The 25,491-nt window shown below is 50.1% G+C and carries 25 protein-coding genes; 15 read left to right on the plus strand and 10 right to left on the minus strand.

Annotation, left to right across the window (positions count from 1 at the left end):
- Positions 1–13 precede the first annotated feature (13 nt).
- Complete coding sequence (locus IEX98_RS07780) at positions 14–1,018, minus strand: Gfo/Idh/MocA family protein (RefSeq protein WP_188888351.1); 1,005 nt, start codon at positions 1,016–1,018, stop codon at positions 14–16.
- A gap of 470 nt (positions 1,019–1,488) precedes the next feature.
- Here IEX98_RS07780 and IEX98_RS07785 point away from each other — a divergent pair, with 470 nt between their 5' ends.
- Both IEX98_RS07785 and rpmG read left to right on the plus strand, forming a co-directional pair.
- A complete protein-coding gene (locus IEX98_RS07785) occupies positions 1,489–2,697 on the plus strand; it encodes a GTP-binding protein (protein WP_188888352.1) in 1,209 nt (402 codons plus the stop codon).
- Positions 2,698–2,712: 15 nt separating this feature from the next.
- Complete coding sequence (gene rpmG / locus IEX98_RS07790; RefSeq protein WP_042166002.1) at positions 2,713–2,862, plus strand: 50S ribosomal protein L33; 150 nt, start codon at positions 2,713–2,715, stop codon at positions 2,860–2,862.
- 909 nt (positions 2,863–3,771) lie between these two features.
- Here rpmG and IEX98_RS07795 read toward each other — a convergent pair.
- Together IEX98_RS07795 and IEX98_RS07800 are read right to left on the minus strand one after the other, a co-directional pair.
- Positions 3,772–4,404 carry a hypothetical protein gene (locus IEX98_RS07795; protein ID WP_188888353.1) on the minus strand — a complete coding sequence of 211 codons (633 nt, stop codon included), beginning with the start codon at positions 4,402–4,404 and terminating at the stop codon, positions 3,772–3,774.
- A 215-nt stretch (positions 4,405–4,619) separates the two neighbouring features.
- Positions 4,620–5,180: a hypothetical protein gene (locus IEX98_RS07800; protein WP_188888550.1), complete on the minus strand. Its 561-nt coding sequence runs from the start codon at positions 5,178–5,180 to the stop codon at positions 4,620–4,622.
- Positions 5,181–5,281: 101 nt separating this feature from the next.
- Between IEX98_RS07800 and IEX98_RS07805 the strand changes: the two genes are divergently transcribed.
- Positions 5,282–5,881 (plus strand): TetR/AcrR family transcriptional regulator, encoded by a 600-nt coding sequence (locus tag IEX98_RS07805; RefSeq protein ID WP_188888354.1) that lies wholly within the window; start codon positions 5,282–5,284, stop codon positions 5,879–5,881.
- A gap of 44 nt (positions 5,882–5,925) precedes the next feature.
- Positions 5,926–6,915: an acrylyl-CoA reductase family protein gene (locus tag IEX98_RS07810; RefSeq protein WP_188888355.1), complete on the plus strand. Its 990-nt coding sequence runs from the start codon at positions 5,926–5,928 to the stop codon at positions 6,913–6,915.
- A gap of 129 nt (positions 6,916–7,044) precedes the next feature.
- Here IEX98_RS07810 and IEX98_RS07815 read toward each other — a convergent pair whose 3' ends face one another.
- Positions 7,045–7,803: a YheC/YheD family protein gene (locus IEX98_RS07815; protein WP_188888356.1), complete on the minus strand. Its 759-nt coding sequence runs from the start codon at positions 7,801–7,803 to the stop codon at positions 7,045–7,047.
- Positions 7,804–7,963: 160 nt separating this feature from the next.
- Between IEX98_RS07815 and IEX98_RS07820 the strand changes: the two genes are divergently transcribed.
- From IEX98_RS07820 to IEX98_RS07830, 3 genes are read left to right on the plus strand one after another with little or no spacing between them, the layout of a single operon-like run.
- Entirely contained in the window at positions 7,964–9,289 is a 1,326-nt protein-coding gene (locus tag IEX98_RS07820) for a CoF synthetase (RefSeq protein ID WP_188888357.1), read from the plus strand.
- Entirely contained in the window at positions 9,286–10,296 is a 1,011-nt protein-coding gene (sbnA, locus tag IEX98_RS07825) for a 2,3-diaminopropionate biosynthesis protein SbnA (RefSeq protein ID WP_188888358.1), read from the plus strand. The genes IEX98_RS07820 and sbnA overlap by 4 nt, the downstream gene beginning before the upstream one ends.
- Positions 10,284–11,276, plus strand: a complete 993-nt coding sequence (locus IEX98_RS07830) for a 2,3-diaminopropionate biosynthesis protein SbnB (protein ID WP_188888359.1) — start codon at positions 10,284–10,286, stop codon at positions 11,274–11,276. Before sbnA ends, IEX98_RS07830 begins: the two co-directional genes overlap by 13 nt.
- 841 nt (positions 11,277–12,117) lie before the next feature.
- Here IEX98_RS07830 and IEX98_RS07835 read toward each other — a convergent pair.
- The 4 genes from IEX98_RS07835 to IEX98_RS07850 are packed head-to-tail and all read right to left on the minus strand — an operon-like array spanning position 12,118 to position 15,678.
- Positions 12,118–12,324: a twin-arginine translocase TatA/TatE family subunit gene (locus IEX98_RS07835; RefSeq protein ID WP_042165979.1), complete on the minus strand. Its 207-nt coding sequence runs from the start codon at positions 12,322–12,324 to the stop codon at positions 12,118–12,120.
- A gap of 56 nt (positions 12,325–12,380) precedes the next feature.
- Positions 12,381–13,148 (minus strand): twin-arginine translocase subunit TatC, encoded by a 768-nt coding sequence (gene tatC / locus IEX98_RS07840; RefSeq protein ID WP_188888360.1) that lies wholly within the window; start codon positions 13,146–13,148, stop codon positions 12,381–12,383.
- The gene (locus IEX98_RS07845) at positions 13,149–14,870 is read right to left on the minus strand and encodes a GMC family oxidoreductase (protein ID WP_188888361.1); all 1,722 of its coding nucleotides are present in this window, start codon (positions 14,868–14,870) and stop codon (positions 13,149–13,151) included.
- 13 nt (positions 14,871–14,883) lie between these two features.
- The gene (locus IEX98_RS07850; protein ID WP_188888362.1) at positions 14,884–15,678 is read right to left on the minus strand and encodes a gluconate 2-dehydrogenase subunit 3 family protein; all 795 of its coding nucleotides are present in this window, start codon (positions 15,676–15,678) and stop codon (positions 14,884–14,886) included.
- Positions 15,679–15,865: 187 nt separating this feature from the next.
- On the opposite strand from IEX98_RS07850, the gene IEX98_RS07855 reads away from it, so the two are divergent.
- Positions 15,866–16,630, plus strand: coding sequence for an SDR family NAD(P)-dependent oxidoreductase (locus IEX98_RS07855; protein WP_188888551.1), 765 nt, complete (start codon positions 15,866–15,868; stop codon positions 16,628–16,630).
- A gap of 15 nt (positions 16,631–16,645) precedes the next feature.
- Complete coding sequence (locus tag IEX98_RS07860; RefSeq protein WP_188888363.1) at positions 16,646–17,134, plus strand: hypothetical protein; 489 nt, start codon at positions 16,646–16,648, stop codon at positions 17,132–17,134.
- Between the two features lie 537 nt (positions 17,135–17,671).
- On the opposite strand, the gene IEX98_RS07865 is transcribed toward IEX98_RS07860, so the two are convergent.
- On the minus strand, positions 17,672–18,673 hold the full coding sequence (locus IEX98_RS07865; protein ID WP_188888364.1) for an aldose 1-epimerase: 1,002 nt from the start codon (positions 18,671–18,673) through the stop codon (positions 17,672–17,674).
- Between the two features lie 114 nt (positions 18,674–18,787).
- The gene (locus IEX98_RS07870) at positions 18,788–19,150 is read right to left on the minus strand and encodes a LytTR family transcriptional regulator DNA-binding domain-containing protein (RefSeq protein ID WP_042165970.1); all 363 of its coding nucleotides are present in this window, start codon (positions 19,148–19,150) and stop codon (positions 18,788–18,790) included.
- Positions 19,151–19,332: 182 nt separating this feature from the next.
- On the opposite strand from IEX98_RS07870, the gene IEX98_RS07875 reads away from it, so the two are divergent.
- The 6 genes from IEX98_RS07875 (at position 19,333) to IEX98_RS07900 (ending at position 25,035) form a co-directional block, all read left to right on the plus strand.
- Positions 19,333–20,421 carry a lactonase family protein gene (locus IEX98_RS07875; protein WP_188888365.1) on the plus strand — a complete coding sequence of 363 codons (1,089 nt, stop codon included), beginning with the start codon at positions 19,333–19,335 and terminating at the stop codon, positions 20,419–20,421.
- 23 nt (positions 20,422–20,444) lie between these two features.
- On the plus strand, positions 20,445–21,674 hold the full coding sequence (locus tag IEX98_RS07880; RefSeq protein WP_229692042.1) for an MFS transporter: 1,230 nt from the start codon (positions 20,445–20,447) through the stop codon (positions 21,672–21,674).
- 34 nt (positions 21,675–21,708) lie between these two features.
- Complete coding sequence (locus IEX98_RS07885; protein WP_188888366.1) at positions 21,709–22,335, plus strand: hypothetical protein; 627 nt, start codon at positions 21,709–21,711, stop codon at positions 22,333–22,335.
- Between the two features lie 95 nt (positions 22,336–22,430).
- Positions 22,431–23,204, plus strand: a complete 774-nt coding sequence (locus IEX98_RS07890) for a DUF2087 domain-containing protein (RefSeq protein WP_188888367.1) — start codon at positions 22,431–22,433, stop codon at positions 23,202–23,204.
- A 41-nt stretch (positions 23,205–23,245) separates the two neighbouring features.
- Entirely contained in the window at positions 23,246–23,656 is a 411-nt protein-coding gene (locus IEX98_RS07895) for a GIY-YIG nuclease family protein (RefSeq protein WP_188888368.1), read from the plus strand.
- A gap of 173 nt (positions 23,657–23,829) precedes the next feature.
- Complete coding sequence (locus IEX98_RS07900; protein WP_188888369.1) at positions 23,830–25,035, plus strand: S-layer homology domain-containing protein; 1,206 nt, start codon at positions 23,830–23,832, stop codon at positions 25,033–25,035.
- Positions 25,036–25,491: the final 456 nt, after the last annotated feature.

The following is a 25,491-nucleotide window of genomic DNA, read 5'->3' on the forward strand; positions in this document are numbered from 1 at the left end:
CCGGAAATATGAATTAGCCTTCCAGCTCGTCGAGTCGGATGTTGCGATTTTCCTTGGCTGCCAGATTTGCAGCTTCCATCAGCTTCGTCAGATCAACGGCCAGAGCGATATTCTCATCCGCCGTCGTGCCTTCTTGGATATGGCGGACCCATTGGTCAAAGGCGCTTTCCCGGCGTGCAGGGAGCGGGATCTCCGTCCATTGCTGGGCAGCATCTCCAGTTGCAACAGAAGAACGAAGCAGCAGCTTGTCTTGCGGAGTTCCGTACAGCAGCGAGCCTTTGGTGCCGTGTATTTCAATCGTGAATGGCGAATGGTCGTTGACGAAGCCCGCCTCGACGATGCCAACCGCTCCGGAAGCTGTTTTCAGCAGCACAGCAGCGTTATCTTCCACTTCTTTGCCGGTTACATAGCTGAATTGAGCCGATACTTGCTCCGGAAGCTCATTCAGAAACAGTCTGGCCAAATACATCGGGTGGCAACCGAGGTCGATGAGCGCTCCGCCCCCGCATTGCTCCAAATTATAGAAATGCTCTGGCAGCCAGTTGGCAGTTGCCCCGTTATGTGAAAGACGGGCGCGAACGAGCGTAACTTGTCCAAGCAGCCCTTGCGTCAGCACGTCGCGGATCGCGAGTGTGTAGCTGTCATTCAAGCGCGGAAGCGACACGGTCAGCTTCACTTGGTTTGCCTTCACTTCGTTTAAGACAGCGTTTACTTCTTTCAGCGTAGCTGCGATTACTTTTTCGGTGAAAATATGTTTGCCGGCTTTTGCTGCGGCTTTCATAACCTCTTCATGCATCGAGGTTGGCGCGTCTACGATGACCGCGTCAATATCGTCGCGTCCGAGCATTTCATTCAGGTCAGTATAGAAGGGAACGTCCAGTTTGGCAGCAGCCTCTTCTCCGCGGGCAGGGATCTCATCCCATACGGCAACGATTTCAGTGTCCGGGTGCTCTTGGGCTTGTTTCGTATAATCCCAAGCATGGACATGCCAATAGCTTATTTTTCCAATGCGAAGCATAACTTGCTCACTCCTCGTAGGTTCGATTATTAAATGGTTATGATCACTATAAAAATATGACAACATGTTTAATCTAACATATTTAAATCTTTATTTTTAGTGCGAATTCATGACTTTGATACTATGATATTACGACATTGAGTGAAAAGATAGTTGATCCATTGACATAATAGCGCTGCATGGTGAGGGATCGACTACCTGCAAGTAACGCAGCAGCGCCTTCCGGGAGTCAGGTTCTGCTGCAATAAATTGCACGGCAACGGTGAGTGTGAATAGTAAAGCTGATGTCATCCGGCTTGACGAAAGGGGAATGGAGAACGTATACTGTTGTTAAACGTAATAATTACGATTAAAGAAACGGGCGCTATGTATCTGGCCTTATGGTCGGATTTTTTTATGATACATAATCGTAATGATTACGCTTTGTTGATCGGTGTAGAACATAAAAAGAAGATTGAGGTGGCATTGACATGACAACGAATAAAATTCCGGTAACCGTATTAAGCGGTTATTTGGGAGCCGGCAAAACAACGATTTTAAACCATGTGCTTCATAATCGGGATGGCATGAAGGTAGCGGTCATCGTTAACGATTTGAGCGAGGTTAATATCGACGCTGAGCTTGTGAAGAACGGTGGCGGATTGTCGCGTACTGATGAGAAGCTGGTGGAGATGTCGAACGGCTGCATCTGCTGCACGCTGAGGGAGGATCTGCTTCGCGAGGTGGAACGGCTGGCGAAGGAAGGCCGCTTCGATTACATTCTAATCGAGTCGACGGGGATCGGCGAGCCGGTGCCAGTTGCCCAAACCTTCACCTATATTGATCAGGAGCAGGGCATCGACCTTACGCAATGGTGCAGGCTCGATAGCATGGTGACCGTCGTAGACGCGTACCGGTTCTGGCATGATTATTCTTCGGGCGAGACGCTGCTGGACAGAAACCAGGCGGTTGGCGAGGATGATGTGCGCGAAGTCGTCGATTTGCTGATCGACCAGATTGAGTTTTGCGACGTGCTGCTGCTGAACAAGTGCGATATGGTCGGCGAGGAGGAACTGGAAGAGCTTGAGGGCGTGTTGCGTACGCTTCAGCCTCGCGCCAAACTGATTCGGACGGTAAAGGGTCAGGTAGCACCATCGGAAATATTGAATACGGGGTTATTTGATTTTGAAGCGGCCAGTCGTTCGGCAGGCTGGATTAAAGAACTTGAATCGCCAGTGCATAAGCCGGAGACGGAGGAGTACGGCATCTCTTCTTTTGTCTATCAACGGGTTAAACCATTCCATCCGGGGCGTTTGATGAAATGGATGGAGCAGTGGCCAGAGGATGTCGTCCGGGCCAAAGGGATCGTGTGGCTCGCTTCCCGCAGCCGTCATGCGCAAAGCTTGAGCCAGGCGGGTCCTTCTATTCAATTTGGTCCTGCCGGCTTGTGGGCGGATGCTCTGCCTGAAGAAGAAAAGCTTCAATTGCTGTCGGAAGAGAAGGACCTGGCGCAGCAATGGCATCCAGAGTACGGTGACCGGATGAACAAGGTCGTGCTGATCGGTATCGGACTGAATCGTCCGGAGCTCGAAGCTTCGCTCGATGATTGCCTGTTGAATGAGGACGAAATGGGCAGTGACTGGAGCAAGCTGTCCGATCCGTTCCCAACCGTGCCGGACGAAGCTTATGCGATCCAATAAGGAGGTGACCCCGCTATGAGAGTAACCGTAACGCTTGCGTGCACCGAAACCGGTGACCGTAACTACACAACAACGAAAAACAAACGCACAACGCCTGAGCGTCTGGAGCTGCGCAAATACAGCCCGCGCCTCAAGCGCGTCACGCTTCATCGCGAGACAAGGTAAAGCGGAGGCGGCGCTTGCGCCACCCTGCAAGGGAGCGGCCGATGAGGTTTCCACCGTAGCCCTTGTAACTCTAAACAGCAAACTTCGCTGTCCGCTCCTAGTAACTTAGACAGCAAATGTAACTCTAAACAGCAGATTCTGCTGTTCCCTATCAAGTAACCTTAAGCCGTAAACTCGCTGTTCTACTCTAAGTAACTATAAACAGCAATATTCCCCACCCCGCTCCAAGTAACCTAGTTTAACGAAGCAGCTTCGCAAATTAGCGAAGCTGTTTTCGCTGTAGTGGCAATTCTTCTAGGCAAGTTGAGCTACAACGAACCTAATTTCGCTATTGGCGAACCTAGGTTCATGAATAGCGAAGTTTAGTTCGCTGCGATAAAGCAGGGGAGGCGCAAGTGACTGAACAGCGCAACTTGCTTCGCTATATAGCGAAGCAGGTTCGTTAAATTGTGTTTAAGGTTTGGCAGTGGAAAGTAACAGTGTTTTAATCAATTACGTTTGAGCTGCAAAGTATCATCTACCGGATTGCTTAAGTAACTCTAAATTTCGCTGCTACTCCAAGTAGCTTTAAACAGCATCGTACCCCGCCCCGCGCCAAGTAACCAGATAACGAAGCAGCTTCGCAAATTAGCGAAGCTGTTTTCGCTGTGGTGGCGATTTTGCTAGGCAAGTTGAGCTGCAACGAACCTAATTTCGCTATTGGCGAACCTAGGTTCATGAATAGCGAAGTTTAGTTCGCTGCGATAAAGCAGGGGAGGCACATGTGGCAGAACAGCGAAACTCACTTCACTATATAGCGAAGCGGGTTCGTTAAAAGGTGTTTACAGGTCGGCGGAGGAGAGTTAACAAAGCATCTTCGTTAAAAGGTGTTTAGGTTGTGGCGGCAGAAAGGAACAGCGTTGTAGTCTTCTATAGTTCCCCATAAGCAATGACCTCATTACTCACGGTATCCCACAGCCTCGGGCGAGTGTCATTTTCGGCTAAGAAAATGACGTTGCCTTCCCGGTCAAAAGCGTATGCGATCGGTATTGAAATCGTACTGTCGCGATAAAATCCATCCGCATGGCTGACGCCAATCATACAGGTGCGATAAGTTCTGGCGATTTGCTGAGCTGCGGCGGTCCATTCATCGAACTGTTCCTTACTGAACATGCCGACGCCGATACAATGGACGATTAAATCAGGGGATGGAGCTTCTTCGCTTCTAACGCCTTGTAAAACCAGTTCATCGCACAAGACGATGCCAATTGTAAGCCCACCTTGGCTGACAAAAGCTGTATCACTATATTTAACCCGGTCCATGACGATCTCGCCTGACCGTCCCACGATAATGGCTTGATCTTTGGGGCGCTCCTGAAGCTTCCGGTATCCCCCGATTAGTATGACCCCGTGCTGGCGAGCCAGCGTTCGCGCTGCCTCTACGTTTTCATTCAAGTAGCCCTCCGGAAAAACAACGGCATCAATGCCGGGATAGTCATGCAACGTCTCCCTTAATTGCGATAGTGTATTTTCAAGCCTAGGCTGGAGCATCAAAATTTTCATAAAATAGTCGGCCTCCCCGAATTCATTCATAGAACCATGCTCTATTATCCTAATCCTGTAAATCCGATCTGCGCAACCGCTTATTTGCCGGCCGACAGAGGGCAGCTCGGTATATGAGAAGCCCGTCCCTTAACAGAGCGTCCATTTAACAAAATGACAAGAAAAAACCGCCAGCCTCCTCAATGAAAAAAGAAGCTGGCGGTTGCCTAAGAACGCTAGGACAGCGTCGTCGAATTGTTTTTTTCCTTCCGGGGCCATAGCGTAAAACTAAAGCTGTACAGGAAATCAACGGCGGTAATGATCGACCACACCTTCACGGTCCCCATTAATGCGTCAGTCCGTTCAGCATCACCGATAAAAAATATCATAGCGAGCAGAAGCACACAGCCGATGACATAAGCGGTAAAATAACGAAACCAGGTGACACGCTCATGCCGTGCATGCGCCTGACCGTATTTCGGCTTGTGCTTTGGTTCCGGCTTCGGACCGCCTACAAAGCGATAAGCAAATTGACCGTCGGCCCACTGGATCATCCGATGTCCGAATACGATGGAAACGGCGATATAAATGGCCGCCAGGCCATGGATGAAGGAAGCGGTCTGACCGTTTCGCAGGTCAATAACGGTTGCGAACAACAGGATCAAATCGACAATTGGCGTACACAGCAGGAGGATGGCTCCTGTCTTCTTCATCCGGAAAATATAACGAAACAGCAGACCGGACAGGACAAACAGCCAAAATCCGATCTCGCATCCGATAATAAACGCAGCGATTATAGCGTCCCACTCCTTTTTATAAAATACAATTGTATTAAAATAAAGTTAATGTTATTTTAGCATGGTTGTATGATGAAAAACAACTCTGATACACTAGAGATATGCCAAAAATAGTCGATCATGATAGGCGCCGGGAACAACTGGCGGAAGCGGCTTGGCGAGTGATTCGCCGGGAAGGGATGGAAGGAGTGTCGGTGCGCAGTGTTGCGGAGGAAGCGGGAATGTCTCTCGGTTCGCTGCGGCATTATTTTGTCACACAGTCCGAGCTGCTTGCGTTTTCCATGCAGTTGGTGTCCGAGCGCGTGATGCGAAGAATGAAGGAACTAAAGTTAACCGGGGATCCCCGTCAAAATATTGAGCTGATCGTTGCTCAGCTTGTGCCGCTGGATGAGGAACGGCTTGCGGAGTCGGAGGTATGGCTCGCTTTTATGGGCAGGGCTGTCGGAGATCCCTCTATCCGCGCTTTCAGTCTTCAGGTACATGACCAACTATATAACGGATTTCTGTCCATTGTCAGCGGTATGGTTGTACAAGGATTAGCCGCAGGCGATTTGGACGTTGAGCTGGAAGCGAAACGGCTTCATGCGCTAGTTGACGGGTTGGTCGTACATGGAGTTACACGTCCAGAGCGGCTGACTGCAGCGGAGATCAACCGTGTGTTGTTGTATCATCTGGATCAGATGATGGGAAAAAGAAGCTAAGCAGCACGCAGATACAGATGATTTATAGAAGGAGGATGCGGAAAATGGGAGCTTTTCGCGCTTATGTATTGGAACGTCAGGAGGACGGGCAAACGTCTTTTTCGTTGAAGCAGCTTGAGAAGGAGGCTCTGCCGGAGGGAGAGGTTGTTGTCCGGGTAGCCTACTCCAGCGTGAATTATAAGGATGGCATGATAGCCATTTCCAATCAAATGGTCAAAAGCTATCCGCATATTCCAGGCATTGATTTGGCCGGGACGGTGGAGCAGTCGAGCGATCCTCGCTTCCGCGAAGGTGATGCTGTTATCGTCACAAGCTATGGGCTGGGCGTATCGCAGCATGGCGGCTTTAGCGAGCTGGCACGGGTGCCGGCAGATTGGGTCGTTCCGCTCCCCGAAGGGCTCTCGCTGAAAGAGGCGATGATACTTGGAACGGCGGGTTTTACGGCAGCGCTGTCTGTACAACGGCTTGAGGATAACGGGCTGCATCCCGGCAAGGGTCCGGTCCTCGTTGCTGGAGCGACCGGCGGCGTCGGCAGTGTTGCAGTCGATTTGCTTGCGGGGAGAGGTTATGAAGTGACCGCAAGTACCGGCAAGGCGGAGGAGCATGCGTATTTGCGGGAGCTTGGCGCCGCGAATATCATCGGCCGTGAAGAGCTGGCAGACATAGGACATAAGCCATTGCGCAAGGGGCTGTGGGCGGGAGCTGTTGACCCTGTTGGCGGACAAACGCTTCAATATATTCTGAGTACGATGATGTATGGCGGTTCAGTTGCGACTAGCGGTTTGACTGGCGGTCATGAAGTGGCGACTACCGTCTATCCGTTTATTTTACGGGGCGTGAACTGGCTGGGTATCGATTCGGTCGAATGTCCGATGGAGCTCCGCCGCCTTGTGTGGAACAGGCTTGCAACCGACTTGAAGCCAAAGCATTTGGGCGGAAGTCTAGTTAACGAGATTCGTCTGGAGCAGCTGCCCGAAGTGCTGCAAAATATTTTGCAAGGCAAGGTGCGCGGACGCACGATTGTTGCCATGTAGCTAGAGATAGGAAGTGGAGGCTTTCTTTATAAGCTAGAAAATAGCAGATCAGATGGCTGTCCAATGCAAATAAGACCCTTACGAGGGTCTTATTTGCGTTAAGCTTCAATTTGGGAAAATGCCGCTTGCTCAGCGGTTAAAGCGCCGGTATTGCAAAATGCGCCGATACATCGTTTTATCGGGCAAGCGGGTGAAGGGAATGGACTCAGGTCGTACATTAACTTCCAGAACCCAAGGATGGAGCTTGCTGTCGAGCGCAATATCAAAGCCGAGTTCGGTCAAGTAAGGAAAGTTTCGCCGCAGCTCCAAGGCAGCCGACAAACAAAGCTGTTGCAGCGTTGCTCTCGTGCGGGTCTGTGAGGCGCTCCCGGCATGTGCGGCAAGCACGGAATCGACAGGATGAATCGATGCGCCCTGCGCGCCGTTCGTTACGGCTCTGCCATGCTTTGCTACTCTAGCAAGCATGCCGGTCATGCGCCAACTCTTGCTGCGATCAAGCTGTACAACGACACGCAAGTCGAAAATACGTCCGCGATGCTTCAACATCGCTATGCCGCGCTGCATCAGATAGGGTCTTCTGCCCGTCTTTTTGCGGACGATTTGCAGCAGTTTGTTCAGCGGCAGGCTGCGCGTAATTACGCTGCCGTGGTGAAGCGAATAGCGGGAACCGGTTCTTTCAATGCGCATGATTCCGTCACCATGTGAGCCGCGTACCGGTTTTACATAGACGAGATGGTAAAACGTTAGCATGGACACCAATGCATGGCTGCTGTATAGCCGGGTCGGCGGGATGAAGCGGCGCAGCGTTTTTTTTCTTTGGAGAAGGATCGTTTTACGCCATTTGCTGGATGCTGCCCGGTATTGCTTTTTCGTCAATTTGCCGGTCATTGCGCTGAGTTTCCCTCCCATTGGTCTAATAGAGCTGGATGTTTTAATAGCATATGCTTGCCCATTAAGCTGCGAATGGACTTATGCGGACAGGATATGGGGGACCCTTGCTGCAAAATCGGCATAAGATGAACGACGACGGTTTTATGGGGGAATGGACATGCGCATATCAATTGAAGATGGGGCGGTTCGCGCAAAATGGGAGGAAGTGCGGCGGATGTACCCGTGGTATGCCAAGCTGGCGCAAGCTTCCGAGCCGGCGGAATGGGAAGATGTTCCGCTTCTGACGGCTGAGCGCTTGAATGATTATTATAATAGAGGGGACGGGGCCAACGATCCGGAGTGGAATGTATACCGGACATCGGGCACAAGCGGGGGAAGGCGCAAGGCCATTTATTATGACGCAATCGACGAGACGTTCTATGTGATGCAAAAGGTCGCGTTGTTCGGCAAGCTTCTGGCCGGCACCGACGGTATAGAACGCGTACTTAGCGATATGGGAACGGGACATGCCGAAGCAACGGCGAAGCATATTTTTGAACAGCTGGGCTATGAATGCGAATCGGTTCCGTTTGGTTTGCCCGCGGCGGTACATTTGGTCCGCATCCAGCAGTTTCAGCCGGATGTGCTGTATACGATGCCATCGCTGCTGGATGGTCTTTTTCGTGCTGCTCCTGTCCAATTTGCATGGGGGCTTAAAAAAATAATCCTCGTCGGTGAACCAGCTCCTCCTGAGTGGAGAAGGCGGGTTGCCGAGCGGCTAGGCATAGCAGCTTCAGATATTATCGATACGTACGGCAGTATCGAAATTGGGACGATCGCTTATTATGATGCCGCGATGGATCGTTATGTATTGCTGGAAGGACTGTTAGCGGAAGGGGTTAGCCCGGGTGAAATCGGCTTGCCGGATATTGGGCTGCCCGAAGGAGAGCAAGTGCTGGCGCTTACCTCTTTTCAACGGCGCCGGTTTCCGGCTCTTCGCTATGTGACTTACGACGTCGTGAGGGATTTACGTACAGAGGTTAGCGAAAACGGTGAGACGCTTATAACCTTCGAAGCCATCGTCAAGCGGATCGGGCCGGAATTGAAGCATGGCGAGAAGATTAGCGTCTATGATGTGGAGAATGCCGTATTTAAGCATATCGGGCAAGCTGAAGTCCGGGTACAGGTTAGCGGAAATCGTCTGCAGGTCCAGATTGCTACTGTGGACGAAGTGGATGAAGAGACAGCTGCAGCCGTCCGTGCCGAGCTGCAAGGAGCGATTCCGGAAATCGGGGCGATGATTCGCGGCGGCTTGCTGGAGGAGATGAAGGTGGAATTCATTCCGGCAGGTTCTGAGGCAGGCTGGGGCGGAGTCCCTGCGGCAGAACAGCGTATACTGGTAACAACTCCAGCACCTGTTCCCGTCAAGCGGAAGAAGCTTTACCTCTCCGACGAGAGTGATAAAGGCAAAGGCAATCGTATAGATAGAAGCGGATCGCAATGAGCCTTCATAAAAATATTTTGTCAGCGATTGGCTCAACTCCTGCCGTACAATTGAAAAAACTATTCGCCCACGCACCGTTCAGCGTATACGCCAAATTGGAAATGCTTAATCCCGGAGGCAGCATGAAAGACCGCCCAGCGAAGGAAATGCTGATGGCCGCCTTGGAGCGGGGGCTCATTGGGCCAGGTTCTACCGTTGTGGAATCCAGTTCGGGCAATTTGGCGATTGGTTTGGCGCAAATATGCAATTTGATCGGCTGCCGGTTCATCTGCGTTGTCGATCCGAGAACGACAGAGACGAATTTACGCATTTTGCAAGCCTATGGTGCGAGAATTGATATGGTTACGAAACCCGATGCCGCTACGGGCGAATTTGTTCCCGCGAGGTTGAATCGTGTTCGCCGCTGGCTGAGGCTGCTGCCTGGCGCTTATTGGCCTAATCAATATGCTAACCCGAATAATGCGCTGGCCCATCAGCAGACGACGATGGCGGAGCTTGCGGCGGATTTGCCGGAGCTGGATTATTTATTTTGCGGTGTAAGCACCTGCGGCACGCTTAAAGGCTGTCTAGACTATATCCGCATACAAGGGCTTTCGACGAAAGTGATAGCGGTTGATGCCGAGGGCAGTCTTATTTTTGACCGAAACGGAACTGGCGCAGCCCGGCTGCTGCCGGGACTGGGTGCCGGAAGGCGGCCGGAGCTTTGCCCGGAAGAGGGCGTACACGCGGTCGTTACGGTTAGCGAGACGGAATGCATCGAAGCCTGCCGCGCCCTTGTGCGCAGGGAATCGATTCTGGGGGGCGCATCCTCTGGCGGAGTCATCTCGGCTGTAGAGCGATATCGGGAACGGATCGAATCGGGCGCTGTGTGCGCCGTTATTTTGCCGGATCGGGGGGAGCGGTACTTGGATACGGTTTATGATGACGGATGGGTGGAAAATATATACGGTCTCGAATTTGTGGAGCAGGTCCGGTCTAGAAAGCGGGTGCGCTCATGCGATATTTAAACGAGGCGGATATTAGGCGAATCGGCATCGATTGGAAAAAGCTTACCGCCGTCATTAAGGAAGCGGCGGATGCTTATGCGAAGGGCGAGTATGCGCAGCCATTGAAGCCTTATTTGAAATTCGGCGATGCAAGCAACCGGATAATTGCAATGCCCGCTTATGTAGGAAAGCCGCAGCGTGCTGCTGGACTGAAATGGATTGCGAGCTATCCCGGCAATATTGCGGCTGGAATGCCCCGCGCACATAGCGTAACGGTGCTGAACGATCCCGATACAGGGGAGCCGACCGCCCTCATTCGGGGCGGTCTTATTAGTGCGATCCGAACGGCAGCGGTAAGCGGTGCGGTGCTCTCAGCACTTCTTAGCTCACGCTCCCGCCTTGCTGGCAGCAGGCCTATGGAAGCAGCTATTATCGGAATGGGGCCGATTGGCCTCACCCATGCGCAAATGCTGAATGCGCTATTTAGCGATCGTGAAATTACCCGGCTTCGTCTCTACGATCGCAGAGATGTTGACCTGAAATTATGGGAAGACGACTCGCTTAGCACGATACAAGTGGAGAGGGTGTCCTCTTGGCAGGAAGCTTACCGGGAGTCGGACTTAATTCTCACTTGCACTGCTTCACCGGAGCGTTATATCGATGAGGCTCCGTCAAAGACCAGTAGCATACTAATGCATGTATCGCTTCGCGATTATGTATCGAAGGCGCTTGCCGGAGCGGGAGCTGTGATCGTCGACGACTGGCTGGAAGTATGCCGTGCCGACACCGATATTGAGCGGCTTCATCTTGAGCAGGGCCTGCAAGCAGGCGATACGGTTGCGCTTGCCGAGGCATTGGCTCAGCCAGACGCTGTTCTGACCGTTGCTGGTGAGCGGCCGGTTTTGTTTGCCCCGATGGGAATGGCCATCTTCGATGTCGCAGTTGCCGCGTACTACGTCGCTGAGGCTGAACAGCTTGGCATCGGCAGGCTGCTGGATTGAGCAATCTGCTAGAGATGATGCTGCATTAGCATAAACAGCAGAAAGTAAACAACTCTTAGGCAGAACAAGTGGAACATCAGTTAGCTGGTGCATTAACGCATACACGATTCAACCCGCGCTTTATTCCAACCATAGAAGACGTGGAATAAATACATCTACTGATGCATTAGCGCAGAAGAGAAAGTAACCACCGCCTATTTCATTCCAAGCTCAGAAGCTGGGAGGCCAGTCGACTGATGGGTTAGCACACACCAAAAAAGTAACCATTCCTTTCTCTAGGGGGGAGAGACGTATTTGCTCGCCTCCAGCGAGCCTATTTCGCGATATAGCGAAGCCAAATTCGCTAATCGGGCTAACTTCAGCATATGATTAAAGAACAACGAAGAGAATTTCGCTATTCGCGAACCTAGGTTCATGAGTAACGAAGCTAGCTTCGCTCGAGCAAAAAGCTGGACGGATGAATGCTCCCGCAGCGAATCGGGCTTCGCAAAATAGCGAAGCAGCTTCGTTCTAGAAGAAGCTGAGCAGATGAATGCTCCAGCAACGAACCGAGCTTCGTAAAATAGCGAAGCAGCTTCGTTGTAGAAGAAGCTGAGCAGATGAATGCTCCAGCAACGAACCGAGCTTCGTAAAATAGCGAAGCAACTTCGTTCTAAAAAATAGTTGAGCAATTAATATTGCTCCAGCGAACCTGTTTCGCAATATAGCGAAGCCAAATTCGTTAATCGGGCTAACTTCAGCGTATGATCAAAGAACAACGAAGAGAATTTCGCTATTCGTGAACCAGAGCAGAACCCCCTTCCTTGAACAAACGGAAGGGGGTTCTTTTTCGAGCAATCTTCTATTTCAGCAAATGATCATCCTGCTGTACTTGAATCGGGGCTGGTTGAGGAGCAGGGTCGTCGGCAATGCCTTTTGTCGAGTTGCGGAATTCACGCAGCGTATCGCCGAACGCGCGGCCGAGCTGAGGCAGCTTGGCCGGCCCGAAGACGATTAAAGCAATGGCGAAAATAATGATCAACCCGGAAATGCCAATATTGTTGAACATCGTGTAGCACTCCTTTGTATGTGAGAATTGTTAGTCCAATCCATCTATTTCGGTCATCAGGTCGGATTTGGAGTTGGATTGGTATTGCTATTGTTCAGGGCTGCCAGCTTCCTTTTCTTACCGAGGGAATAGCGCCAAGAGACGAATACGCTCACTTCAAACAAGATGAGCAGCGGAACCGTCACGGATAGATGCGAGACGAAATCCGGCGGCGAAATGCAGGCACCGAGGACAGCTAGCGCGACGTAGGCGTACTTTCGTACAAACCTGACGCGGCCTGGCGTCAGTACGCCGATTAGCGTCAGGAACAGCATGACGAGCGGCATTTCGAAGGCGATACCCATCGGGAACAGGAAACTAAGCAGAAAAGAAACGAAATGCTGCAGCCCGTATACTTCATTCGCGCCGATCGTATGATTCAGCTTGACCATGAAGCGGATCATCATCGGCAGCGCCACAGTATAGCCGAACAAGACGCCAAGGGCGAACAAGACGGCCGAGGCGGGAACGAACCATAAAGCGCCTTTCGCTTCACGCTCAGTTAAGCCGGGGCGGGCAAATGCCCACACATGATAGAGCAGAAACGGAAGGGTAGCCGCAAAGCCGAACAGCATCGCGCATTTCATGTAGACGAGCAATCCGTCGGACAACGCGAATACGCTCCACTGCACATTTAAGGAACCAAGGTTCGATTGGATGAAGCGCAGCAGGTGCGGCGACAGATAGATGCCGAGGCCCAGTGCGCCCAGAAACCATCCGGCTACATAAATTAGCCGTTTGCGAAGCTCGGTCAGATGAAGGACGACATCCTGCTGCATATCCATCTAAGCCAGTGGTCCCCCTTTCTCCAAATATTTAAGGATGCCTTCTACCGCACGGTACGCGAGTGCGCCAATGGTAGCAGTCGGATTGTAGCCGCTGTTGTGAGCGAACGCCGAAGCCCCAACGACAAATACGTTGTCCGCATCCCACATTTGCAGGTAGTTATTGACTGTTGAAGTAGAAGGGTCTTTACCCATAACGACACCGCCCGTGTTGTGGGTTGACTGATACGGTACAATGCTGTACTTCGATATTTGGTTGCCCGTCTCGACGAAGCTTGGCTTCATCGCCTCGGCAATTGCCTTCGTCTTCTCTGCAATGTAGGAGACGAGCTTCTTATCCTGATCCTCGAAATCGTATGTCAAACGAATAAGCGGGTCGCCGTAAATATCTTTATAGACCGGATCGAGATCAAGATAATGGTGCCGGAACGGCATGTTGGCGCCTTGAATGCCGACGCTTAGCGTTCGATTCGCATATCTGATCGACTTTTGTTTAAAATCCTTGCCCCAAGATGGCGTTCCCTTTGGCGTTGGGTTGGTCGCAATTGGCCGGTTGCCCGTCTGGGTTAGCCGAATATTGCCGCCATGGAGAAAATCGAGTGAGCTATGGTCAAAATTGTCACCGTTGAATTCGTCAATGGAGTTTCCGAGTGCTCCGGCCCCCATGAACGTATTGAATTCTTTTTCTTCGAAGAACGCGGTGGACGAGCCGCCGACGATTTGATAGGCGTAATTGCGTCCAACGACGCCGGTTCCCGACTTCGGATCATAAGGCTTGCCCAGCTTGGACATTAACAGTAAGCGCACGTTCGAGAATACATAGCTTGCCAAAATGACAAGGTCAGCCGGCTGCTCGAATTCCTCACCGGTTGGTGTATTCACATACACCACACCCGTCGCTTTTCCGTCCTTGTGGAGAACCCGGGTCACATTGGCGTGAGTGCGAACCTCCAGCTTGCCGGTTTTTTCAGCAACGGGAAGCACGGTTACAACCGGATCCGCTTTAGAGCCGTATTCGCAGCCGAAACGCTCGCAGAAGGCGCAATATTGGCAAGCACCGCGGGAGATACCGTCCGGGTTCGTATAGTTCTCCGATAAATTTGCCGATGCAATGACATAAGGCTTGTATCCCAGCGATTTGGTCGCGTCTTCGAACAGCTTCATGGCCGGCGTTTTTTTCATCGGCGGCGTCGGGAACGGCTTGGACATTTTACCGATAAACTCGACAGTCTCCTGCTCGCCAGAAATGCCAGCCATCGCTTCAAACTTGGTGAAATAAGGGTCCAGTTCGTCGTAAGTAATGCCCCAGTCCTGGATAATCATGCCTTCCGGGATTTTTTTCTTGCCGTAGCGTTCCACGGTTTTCGAGTAGATCTCGAAGTCGTACGGGAGAAAACGGTGATACTGGCCGTTCCAGTGGACGCCTGCCCCGCCTATGCCGTCGCCTAGAAGGAAGGAGCCGTATGTGCGCATGGGCAAGGAGCGGACTTTCTCATTGGAACGGAAGGTCACGGTTTCCTTAGACAAATCCTGCATCAGATCATAACGCTGCGAATAGCGCAGCTCGTCATGAACGTGGAAGTAATCTTCTGTTTTTCTGGATTTGCCGCGTTCGAGCGCGACAACCTTATGACCGGCCTTCGTCAGCTCGGCGGCAATGACGCCGCCCATCCAGCCTAAACCGACGATAACGATCGGCACCTTGGGCAATTTTGTAGCCATCTTTGCTCTCTCCTTAACCTATATTCAGATGATCATGCAGGCTTAGCGGATCGATCTTCTGGAATTCGTCTTTGTCGATCACATCATAGTAGCTCATTTGGTTGCCCGGATAGCTGCGCATTTTCCAACCGTCCATGTTGCGGTTACCGCTGTAGAGAGGATCGGCGTATACCCCTTCGATCGTCAATTGGCGCAATAGGCTGAAGAAGGTTCCTGCAGGAATGCCCTTGAGTGAAGCATCGCTTTTCTCGAAAGCAGTTAATACCGCATCTTGCTCTTCACCGCTTAGCTCTGTAAATTTTTTCTGATAGGTTTTTGCGCTGTACTCTTGCATGGATGCCAGCCCCATCGTAAACAGCTCATGCCGTTTGAAGCCAAGCTGGTAGCCTTGTTCTGCATCCGCTTGATAGAAAGGACCCTGCATGTAGTCGCGGGCGTTGATGCCGTAAGCCCCTGCGAGCTGATGGTCGACGAAAAAAGCGACGCCAAGCGCTTTTGCACCCGGTCCGATATCGTCCTCAGGAAAGATGCGTTCAACGGCTGCTTCTGTTATTTGAAATTGATCCTGCGTCAAAAACATTAGCGCTTCGTTAAAGTTTTTCGTGGTCTTCTCCGGAGTGCCCGGTTTGACGCCCGATTCCGGCTTCTCCTTGCCTTTCATCGAATTGCCGATGACGCCGCCGATCAGGCCGCCTACAACCGCACCGCCCAGCGCGGTACCGGTATATTTCATGAAATTACGCCGTGACGTGTCCTGCGGCTGTTCCTTGGAGCCCTTGTTGATATTGTTATTGTTGTTGTCAGCCATAGATCTCGTTGCCTCCTCATTCGCTGGCTATTTATGACTTTTGCTTAACGGAAGTTTTTCCTATTTTCCGAAATTCATCCACAAATGCTGAGAAAAATATGATGGATAGACTTCTTCCGTCCAATGATGGAAAATAAGGGGGTAACGAAATCGCAGCGAATGATGCATAAAGGGGGATTATCGGATGTTGAACTTGAATTTATCGGGCTCCATTGCGCTCGTAACTGGAGCGACCGGAGATTTGGGCCGTGTGATGGTACGTACGCTGGCCGAATGCGGAGCGGATATCGTCATTCATTATTTGAGCAATGAAAGCAAGGCTTTGGAGTTGAAGCGGGAAGTTGAGGCGCTAGGCCGCCGGGCCATTGCGGTTCAGGGGAATGTCACGAAGCAAGACGATATCGAGCGGATCAAGACGGAGGCTGCCGAGCAATTGGGGACAGTTAATATCGTTGTTGCAAACGCTGTCATCCAGTACCAATGGACAAGCATTCTGGAGCAGTCGGCTTCCGATTATGAAAGCCAGTTCGAATCCTGCGTCATGCAAAGCGTATATTTGGCGAAGGCCTTCGTGCCGGCGATGATCGAGCAAGGGAAAGGCGGCCGTTTTATCGGCATTAACACCGAGTGCGCCATGCAAAACTTCCCCAACCAATCCGCCTATACGGCAGGCAAACGGGGAATGGACGGTATTTACCGCGTTCTTGCGAAAGAAGTTGGTGCCCACCAAATTACCGTTAATCAGGTGGCACCTGGGTGGACCATCAGCGACCGCGACCGGGAAGCTCAGTCCGAACGCAATGAGCAATATGAAAGCAGCGTGCCGCTGAAGCGCCGGGGAAGCGATCAAGAAATCGCCAACACGGTTGCGTTTCTCGCATCGGATCTGTCGAGCTTCATAACGGGTGCTTATATCCCGGTCAATGGCGGCAACGTGATACCGGCGATTTAAGGGTTGTGAACTATTTTGGACTATATGGAGTATCTAAGTTCTAATAGTGAAGTCATTCAGTGTAAAGTTGAAAATGCTCTTGAAAAATATCGAGCTGAACCAGTCGGAGACGGTTACATTGATATTATTACGGATTTTCAATTTGTAGAGGGATTCATACTTGAACTTACAAGTATCGGTATCGCTATTAATAGAGTGACTTGGTGGTGTCATTGCTATAACGAAAAGAAAGGTTGCCCTCATGGTATGGGAGGACCACAAAGTCAGTACAATGAAGGATGGTATAGCGAATTGGGGAATGACATCGATGTTATTGAAATTTCTCAATCCAGCTATGAACTACTGGAACAGGAAGTATCGCTTGATAGAGTCAAAGCAATAAATGAGACCATTCTGAACGGTCTAATAAAATATTCAAAAAGCGAACGTTTTAGAGATTGTGATACGCCGGCATTATGGCTCCATGTACCAGATGAATGGAAAAGATTGAACACTATGAAATAATCTCTTTATAGGGAGTTAATCGCTCCATTCACAAACTAATCTTCCTACGCTGAACGAGAAACAAAATGTAAAAGTGCAGGTTGAAGAGCCCAAAATGATCCGGAAATAGCTATCAAAATGTAAAAGTGCATTTGGAATGCTAGAATTTCGACCTTTTGGGGCTTTTTAGACCAATCAGCCTGCACTTTTGCATTTTGAAGCGATAAATCGTAGAAAAACGTGCTTACAAACTGCAGTTTTACATTTTGAGTGCCGAATAGTCCTTAGTCTGCTTTATGCGCGCAGCGACCCCGGCGTGAGCTGCATGCCATCAGGGTAAGCATAGCGATACGAGTTCAGGATGACATTTCGCAGGTTCTATCCATTGTTCATCGTGTAGACGATGGGAGAATGGAATCAAGAACGGCAAGAACGGCAGCATGAACCGAAACGCGCAGCGACCCCGGCGTATGATGCGTGTCACAGACTCACAGTATGATCACTTAATGAAAAAAAGGCTGCCGAGATTTTCTCTCGGCAGCCTTTCTGCACACTAAATTACAACTGAACGACATACAGTCGTCCCGACTGCTCCCAAATACCGCCTGGCTCAAGCGAGACCAAGCCGGTTTGCTCCGCCGGAAGATCAACGTTTGGCGCGTTGACGAGGTTCAACTGCGGCTCCGGGCAAAAGAATTTGCCTGACGGATGCTGATTCCACACCATCCATTGCTTGTAACCAGTACCCACATCGTAGACGAGCTTGACGTTCTCGAGGCTGTCAGTCAGCTCCATCCGGTTGCTGCCGTTACGGGACTGCGCCGTGTAGTGATTGTCCATAGGCGCCCAGAACGGGTGAACGCCAGTCGTTTTGAGCGCTTCCTCTTCAGCAGTCAACGGCTGGAACTTGCCCGTCGGCAGCATACGGTCGCTGAGCTCCCAGCGCTCGCCGACTGTTATCGTAATTTTGCAATCGTCAGCAGTGCTGTTTGGCGCGAATGGCGCATTGATCGCTGTATGGAAGCCAATCATGTTAGGCATCGCTTCTTGGCCTTCATTATGTACCGACACATGCTGCAGCAGTCCATCGCCGTTAAGCGAGTAACGCAGCTTGATGGAGAACTGATGAGGCAGGTATTGGAAAATCGAGTGGCTTTCGTCGACAGACAGCTTCAGTACGACAAAGCTTTCCGTTTTCGTTACGCCGAAGTCCTCAACGCTCCATACAGCCGTATGTGCAAAACCGTGCAGGGAGTTTCCTGTCCGGGGCTCATTAACCGGGAATTGGTACGTCCGTCCGTTCCATTCAAAGCGTCCGCCATCGTAGCGGTTGGGAGGGAACAGCAGCGGAATGCCGTGGATGCCGGGATTCGCTTTGAAGCCTTCCATTTCATCGGCTGCCGGCTCATGCAGAAAACGATAGTTTTTGTCCGTGTCGCGGAATGCGATAAGATTGGCTCCTACTTCAGGAAGTACGGCCGCCTGGTAGCTGTTCCACTCCAGCCAAACCGCTTTTTCACCATTGAAGTTTTGTTCATATGCTTGTCCTTGTGCGCTCATTATGGACCTCCTAGTTATGAATGCGATATATCTCTGCCTAGAATAACAGGATCACCCGCAACAAACAACCGCCGCATTCCGTTAGGGACGGAACGCGGCGGCTTCGGGTATTCACTATGGCGTGATGCGCAGCTCACTTTCAATCGCCCGCTGCATGAACAGCTTCTGAATGACATATTGCTTTCTGCGCGGTACCGGCAGCTGCTTGCATTCGGAGTGCTCACCTCCGAAATAGACAATTCCGCCAGCGATCGATTTGATCTTGCCAATGTTAATGTAGATATTGGAGCTTACCTGGAAGAAGCTGCGCTCCTGCGTAAGCTTCTGAATCTGTTCGGCAGTCATTCTTTTCTTTATATTGTAGTTTCTGCCGTGAAAGCTAACCAACTCAAGCGAGCCGATCTTAAAGAAGAGCACATCTGATTCCAAATCGAAATCCTCATATACATTCCTTCCGCTCAGCGTCGAATTCATCATTCCGCATTCCCCCTTTTGAAATGTGAACCACTGAAATGTTAGCGCTTACATTATATCACGCCATTCGGCCTTTGAAAAGCATTTTTTGGGCTTTTAATTATAATTCCCCTTGAATTGGGAATCAGGCAGGCTTATGCTAAGAGCATCGCTTTGCAAACTATTCGAAACGGAGTTGTTTGAACATGACGAGAAAGCCATATGAAGGCCTTGTATATATTGGTTCCTACGGAACTGCGGAGCAAGCTACGGTCCGCGTTGGCCGGTTTGACGGGGCTGCAGGAACGTTGACGGTGGAGCAAGAGTTGTCGTCGGCAGAAAACGCATCCTTTCTTGCGCTTCATCCATCAGGCGGACAGCTTTATGCCGTAAGCGAAACGGCAGAAACAGACGGAGCTGTAGGAGGCTCAGTTATCGCTTATGCCGTTGATCCAGCGAGTGGCAAGCTTACGCTCATAAATCGCGAGTTGACCCATGGCGCTCACCCGTGCTACGTCAGCACGGATGCTGCAGGCCAGTCCTTGTACATAGCCAACTATTCTGGGGGAAATGCCGTCCGCCTTCCTATTCAAGAGGATGGATCATTGGCTTCGAATACGGCTTTGGTGCGTGAAAACGCGCAATTAGGGCCAAACGCGGCTCGCCAAGAGGCTCCTCATGCACACGCCATCGTGCCAAACGGCTCTTTCGTCTATGTAACGGATCTAGGCACCGATTCGATTCATATTTATAAAGAAGAGAATGGCGGGCTGTCCTATCTGTCCGCAGGCAAGACCCCTGCAGGAGCAGGCCCGCGCCACATCGTATTCCATACCGATCTTCCTTATGCATACGTAATTAATGAGCTTGACTCTACAGTGACGATTTTTGAGGCGGACGGGTCTAACGGTCATTTAACCGCGATTCAGACTATTTCTGCGCTGCCGGCCGACTACACAGGAAAAAGCGACGCGGCAGACATTCACTTGTCGCCGTCCGGCCGCTTCTTGTATACCTCCAACCGCGGCCATGACAGCATTGCCGTATTTGCAGTCGATCAGCAAACGGGTTTGCTGACGGCTGTCCAGCATGAGCCTTGCGGCGGCCAAACGCCGCGCAACTTCGCCATCACGCCGGACGGGGGCCAACTGCTTGTTGCGCACCAGACGACAGGCTCCATTTCTTTGTTTGATATTGACGAAGAGTCCGGAAAAATCACGTTCCACGGCAAGCTGCTTGATGTGCAAGCGCCGGTCTGCATTCGTTTCGGTAAGGAAACGACGGAATCATTTTGAGAACCTAAAGGAAGTGTTGGGTAGTGTCCGCTCAGTCATCGCCATCGGCATCTGCTGCCGTTAAGCAAAGTACTGTTTTTTCCATTCTTGTCGCAATTAGCTCTGTTCACATGTTGAATGATTCGATGCAATCGGTCGTATCTGCGCTTTTTCCAATTGTGGAAAATTCGCTTGGCCTGAAGCTGGGGCAGATCGGCTGGATCGCTTTTACGCTTAATATGACTTCATCCGTGCTGCAGCCTGTCGTTGGTATTCTGTCGGATAAAAAGCCTGCTCCCTGGATGCTTCCAGTCGGGATGGCTTGCAGTATGGTGGGGATGGCGGGACTTGCTTATGCCCCGAATTTCTGGCTGCTGCTGCTCGCCGTCGTATTCGTCGGCTTAGGTTCCGCAGTCTTTCATCCGGAAGGTTCCCGCGTCGTGTACTTTGCAGCTGGAGGAAGAAGGGGTCTGGCGCAATCAATCTATCAGGTAGGCGGGAATTTTGGTCAGGCATTGGCGCCGCTTATGACGATTTATATTTTCGTACCGTTAGGTCAACGGGGGGCTGTGCTTGGTACCTTCCTTGCGATTGCGGCGATTCTCATCCTGCTGCGGGTCGTTCCGTGGTATTCGGTTCAATTGGCTGAGAAGGGCAAGCCCGCGCCAAAAGCAAAACCGGGCGGAGGGACGACTGTCAGCTTACAGCCTCCTCTATATAGCAATAGAACGATCGGTTTTGCGCTAAGCCTGCTGCTCGTTCTCGTATTTGCAAGATCGTGGTATGCGGCCGGGATTGGCAGCTTTTATCAATTTTTTCTGCAAAGTGAATATGGTTTGTCGATCAAGCAGGCGCAAGTGCCGTTGTTTCTGTTTATGGCTGCGGGTGTTGCGGGTACGTTTTTCGGAGGCATCTTGGCGGACCGGTTTGGCCGCAAGCAAATGATGCTCTTCTCCATTGCAGGCTCGGCGCCGTTTGCGCTGCTGCTGCCGCATTTGCCTATCGAGTGGGTGTATCCGATCATTTTCGCCCTTGGATTTATACTGCAATCCGGCTTTGCCGTCAGCGTTGTTTATGCCCAGGAGCTTATGCCTGGTAAAGTGGGGATGGCTTCCGGGCTCGTGACGGGTCTTGCATTTGGAATGGGCGGTCTGGGTGCTATCGCTTTCGGTACTGCGGCGGATCATTATGGTCTTGCGGATGTCATGGTGGCATGCAGCGTGCTGCCATTGTTCGGACTACTGTCTATTATGCTGCCGAAGGACCGTCGGTAATAGTATAGAAGAGCTAGGAGAAGGGAGACGAGTAGTGGCAGGCGGATTGGAAAAGAAGGCTCATACGAAGGAAAGTTTCCTTGTTATTGTAGTATTAATTGTATCGCTTCTATCTTTCTGGCTTCTCTATAAGCTGGTTATCTACAAATGGTTTGAGCGCAGTCATATGACATTAGAATGGTATGCAATTGTCGTTGCCTTGCTTCCCTTTCTAATCCTCGCTCTCGGGTTTATCGTATTTAATTACAGAAAAGCGGCAATTCGCGCAACTAAAATAGAGCTAGCCTTTTTAATCGTATGGATTTCGATCATTCCGTTTCCTTCAGCAGCGCTGCTGTTCGAAAATGAAAAAGATACGCGGTATACTTACAATCGCTGGGTTAGCGAAGTAGAGTCTCGCGAGATGATGCTTCCCGATTTGCTCAAACAGAGAGATTTAATCGGCATCGATCGTATGAAGGTTGTTGATCTTCTGGGCGCGCCTCATGATCCTTACGATTATCAAGAAGGCGAAAAGTTTATTTATTGGATGGGAGTAGAACGAGAGACGGAGGACAGTGTCTTTCGGAAGCAGCTAGTCATCCTGTTTGACGAGAAAAATAAATCCCGCGATTACGAAGTGAATGTCGTGGAACGGCCCAAACCCTCTCCTCCAGCCTAGCTGGAGAAAGAGGGTTTTTCTTATGTTGAAATAAAACAAACAAAAGTGTATATTGTTTATATAATAAATAGACGTTATTGTGAGGTGTTTGTTTTATGGAGATGACAGAGTTGTTCTGGACCTTCAGTTTAGAGGAGATTAAGAAAGGGTATGCCTATATCGGGGAAAAGGGGCATAGCCGTTGTCTGATCTGCGGCGAGCAATTCGAAGATGGGGAGGTATTCCGGCTGCCGGGGGAAGACAAATGGTACGATGCCCGCAAATATGCCGCTTATCATGTAGAAACGGCGCATGGTTCCATGCTCGGCTATCTGCTTGGTTTGGATAAAAAAACGAATGGATTAACCGATCTGCAGAAAGATCTGATCCGAGATTTTGCAGCCGGTTTGTCTGATGCAGAGATTGTTAAGAAAGCAGGGAGCGGCAGCGCTTCGACCATCCGCAACCATCGTTTTGTGCTGAAGGAGAAGGCAAGGCAGGCGAAGCTGCTGTTGGCTGTTATAGAGCTGATGGAGGAAGGCGCGCCGCTGGAAACGCCGAAGTTTGTGCCCGTTCACCGCACAGCAACCCAAGTTGACGAGCGGTATGCGATAACCGAAGCGGAACAACAGTCGGTGTTGAAGCAATATTTTCCGCAGGGGCCGGACGGTCCGCTTACCCATATTCCGCGTAAAGAGAAGAAAAAGATTTCGATTCTTCGCCATATCGCTTCTTATTTTGAACCGGGACAGAGGTATACGGAGAAGCAGGTAAACGAACAGTTGAAGAAATTCTGGGAAGACGATTACGTGACGCTGCGCCGTTATTTAATCCAGTATGGATTTATGGACCGCGAGGAAAATTGCAGCGAATACTGGTTGAAGGTTTAGAGGAACAGGCGAAATTCAGATTGCGATGAGAGGTGTCGTAAATGAAAAAAGATGTGAAGAAGCAGCTAGCTGCCGACTATATGGAGCAGGAACGGGTTATGGGCGTGTATCAGATTGTGAATCAGACGACCGGACGGATATTTGTCGGATCGTCTTCGAATATGAGCGGCGCATGGAGCCGGGCTCGTTTTGAACTGGATATGGGGATGCACAAATGCAAGCCGCTTCAAAACGATTGGAAAAAACAAGGCTTAGACGCCTTTACCTTTGAGATAGTCGATCGGCTGAAGCTGGAGGAGAAGCTTCGCTTTGATTATAAAGATGTTTTTTCGCTGCAGCAGGAAGGGCAAGCCGCTCAGCAGATCCGGCAGTACCGGAAGGATACACAAAAGCTGGAGCAGGTATGGTTGGAAAAGCTTCAAGAGCAAGGGATCGATATCTATAATGAGTAACTGCTAGACGATCATAGATTTGTAATTGACAATAAAAGAAAAAAAAGGTAATATGTAAATAATTTAGTAGCGAAGCACGCTAAAAGCCTAATTGGTTTTTTTGCGTGCTTTTTTTGTTATCCGGGAAATGATGAGGATTTAAAGATAAACAACGATGAAAGAGGGACTTTTCTATGAAAAAAGTATGGATCGGTTTATTGAGTTTAGTTGTAATTGCTGCTCTATTGACGACCACTAGTTTTACTCAAGAATCGCGGGTGGATGCTGCTGCTCCGAGCTTTAAAGATGTAGCGGGCCACTGGGCGCAATCCTCGATTAACGTTGCCGCACAAGCCGGTATCATTAACGGTTATCCGGATGGCACGTTTAAACCGGATGGGACGATTACGAGGGCTGAGATGCTGAAGGTGATGGCTTTGACGGCACATATTGAAGTTGGCTCGGCGACGGCAGGGAAGCCATGGTATACGCCGTTTCAAACGGCTTTGACGGATGCTAAGGTGTATGCGGCTGGAGATTTTTCTGGTGATATGAATAAGCCTGCTACTCGCCTTGAACTAGCCAAACTATCAATGCGTGTAGCAAAAGCAGATTATCGCGGCAAAAAGCTTACGAATGACGAGCTGTTGTTCAGAGCGGTTAATGTCGGGTTGCTATCACGTACGGGTGCAAAAGCAGAAACCATCGATCCAAACGGTACGACAACGCGTGCGCAGGCTGCCGTGCTAGTTACGAGATTGTTGAAGCTTGAAAAAGGCGAGAAGCTAGCTGTTGACCAAGGCGCATCGAGCGCAGCGGAGATTACATGGCATCGGCATAATATGATCACGATGTTCGATCAGGAAGATATGGTAGAACTTCCGCATTCACTCACGATTAACCCTAAATACAAAGTTTCTATTGAACAACTAACGATCCTTGATCCAACGGATAAGAAGGGGTACTTGGTGGAGTATTTGGAGGGGGCAAAATACTTCGGTTCTGCTGATCCCACAAAAGGATACATCTTTGCTTATAAGCTCAAGGGTGAAAGTTTAGCAGATAGTCCGAAACAAAATCAATCAATCGCAACCAGTTTTTATATGTATACGGAACAGGATAGTGGGTCCATATCTTTAAACAATAAATACCATCACATGGACGATAAATTAATTGATAGACCAGGGCTATACAAAAATAAAATTATATTGAGTCTTGCTAAGAAAGGGAATAGCGGTTACGACTACATTTTCCCTTATGTAAGCAAGGCATACGCTCAAGAGCAAGTGAAAAGATATGGAGCATTTCCTATCCATCTTGAAAAATTTGGAGGGGTTCTAGGTTCTAGTAGTAATCAATTCTACTTAACGGCGGTGAAAGATCATTGGGCAAAAAAATAACCAACAAAACTATACTATCATGCCTTCTGCTCCTATCTATGTTAACGGAAATGTTCCCTCAAATCAGTTTAGCCGCAGAAAGCAATACGATCACTAATACCCAAAACATTCGCTTTCTTGCAAGCGAACGATTTAATCCATCACCAGCACTTTCAAATATCAAAGTAGATTTACAAGTTCCTGAAGGATATAAGATAAAGGAAAATTCATACCAATTATGGATGAGAGTTTCTAGTGGGAAAAATTTATCACTTAACCAACGAGGAACAACCTTCTCTTTATCGGGTAACACCTTGATTGTAAATAGTGTACCTGGTACAAAGGTTAATTTAGTAGCTAGTGGCCATACTTCAGATATGTATTATGTCGTAAATAGACGAACCAACGGTACAGAATGGATTGTTGGACGAAGCAGCAATGGAGGAGGAACTTATTATGTAACTCCTTCCAAAACAG

The sequence above is a fragment of the Paenibacillus radicis (ex Gao et al. 2016) genome (assembly GCF_014641555.1).
Lineage (GTDB): Bacteria > Bacillota > Bacilli > Paenibacillales > Paenibacillaceae > Pristimantibacillus > Pristimantibacillus radicis.

Excerpts from the sequence above, each read along its gene's own strand:
- IEX98_RS07810 (WP_188888355.1), top strand. The coding sequence starts at position 5,926 with ATGGGAGCTTTTCGCGCTTATGTATTGGAACGTCAGGAGGACGGGCAA.
- IEX98_RS07780 (WP_188888351.1), bottom strand. The coding sequence starts at position 1,018 with ATGCTTCGCATTGGAAAAATAAGCTATTGGCATGTCCATGCTTGGGAT.
- IEX98_RS07820 (WP_188888357.1), top strand. The coding sequence starts at position 7,964 with ATGCGCATATCAATTGAAGATGGGGCGGTTCGCGCAAAATGGGAGGAA.
- IEX98_RS07785 (WP_188888352.1), top strand. The coding sequence starts at position 1,489 with ATGACAACGAATAAAATTCCGGTAACCGTATTAAGCGGTTATTTGGGA.
- tatC (WP_188888360.1), bottom strand. The coding sequence starts at position 13,148 with ATGGATATGCAGCAGGATGTCGTCCTTCATCTGACCGAGCTTCGCAAA.
- IEX98_RS07795 (WP_188888353.1), bottom strand. The coding sequence starts at position 4,404 with ATGAAAATTTTGATGCTCCAGCCTAGGCTTGAAAATACACTATCGCAA.
- IEX98_RS07815 (WP_188888356.1), bottom strand. The coding sequence starts at position 7,803 with ATGACCGGCAAATTGACGAAAAAGCAATACCGGGCAGCATCCAGCAAA.
- IEX98_RS07835 (WP_042165979.1), bottom strand. The coding sequence starts at position 12,324 with ATGTTCAACAATATTGGCATTTCCGGGTTGATCATTATTTTCGCCATT.
- IEX98_RS07865 (WP_188888364.1), bottom strand. The coding sequence starts at position 18,673 with ATGAGCGCACAAGGACAAGCATATGAACAAAACTTCAATGGTGAAAAA.
- IEX98_RS07845 (WP_188888361.1), bottom strand. The coding sequence starts at position 14,870 with ATGGCTACAAAATTGCCCAAGGTGCCGATCGTTATCGTCGGTTTAGGC.
- IEX98_RS07850 (WP_188888362.1), bottom strand. The coding sequence starts at position 15,678 with ATGGCTGACAACAACAATAACAATATCAACAAGGGCTCCAAGGAACAG.
- IEX98_RS07890 (WP_188888367.1), top strand. The coding sequence starts at position 22,431 with ATGGAGATGACAGAGTTGTTCTGGACCTTCAGTTTAGAGGAGATTAAG.
- rpmG (WP_042166002.1), top strand. The coding sequence starts at position 2,713 with ATGAGAGTAACCGTAACGCTTGCGTGCACCGAAACCGGTGACCGTAAC.
- IEX98_RS07875 (WP_188888365.1), top strand. The coding sequence starts at position 19,333 with ATGACGAGAAAGCCATATGAAGGCCTTGTATATATTGGTTCCTACGGA.
- IEX98_RS07895 (WP_188888368.1), top strand. The coding sequence starts at position 23,246 with ATGAAAAAAGATGTGAAGAAGCAGCTAGCTGCCGACTATATGGAGCAG.
- sbnA (WP_188888358.1), top strand. The coding sequence starts at position 9,286 with ATGAGCCTTCATAAAAATATTTTGTCAGCGATTGGCTCAACTCCTGCC.
- IEX98_RS07805 (WP_188888354.1), top strand. The coding sequence starts at position 5,282 with ATGCCAAAAATAGTCGATCATGATAGGCGCCGGGAACAACTGGCGGAA.
- IEX98_RS07870 (WP_042165970.1), bottom strand. The coding sequence starts at position 19,150 with ATGATGAATTCGACGCTGAGCGGAAGGAATGTATATGAGGATTTCGAT.
- IEX98_RS07900 (WP_188888369.1), top strand. The coding sequence starts at position 23,830 with ATGAAAAAAGTATGGATCGGTTTATTGAGTTTAGTTGTAATTGCTGCT.
- IEX98_RS07830 (WP_188888359.1), top strand. The coding sequence starts at position 10,284 with ATGCGATATTTAAACGAGGCGGATATTAGGCGAATCGGCATCGATTGG.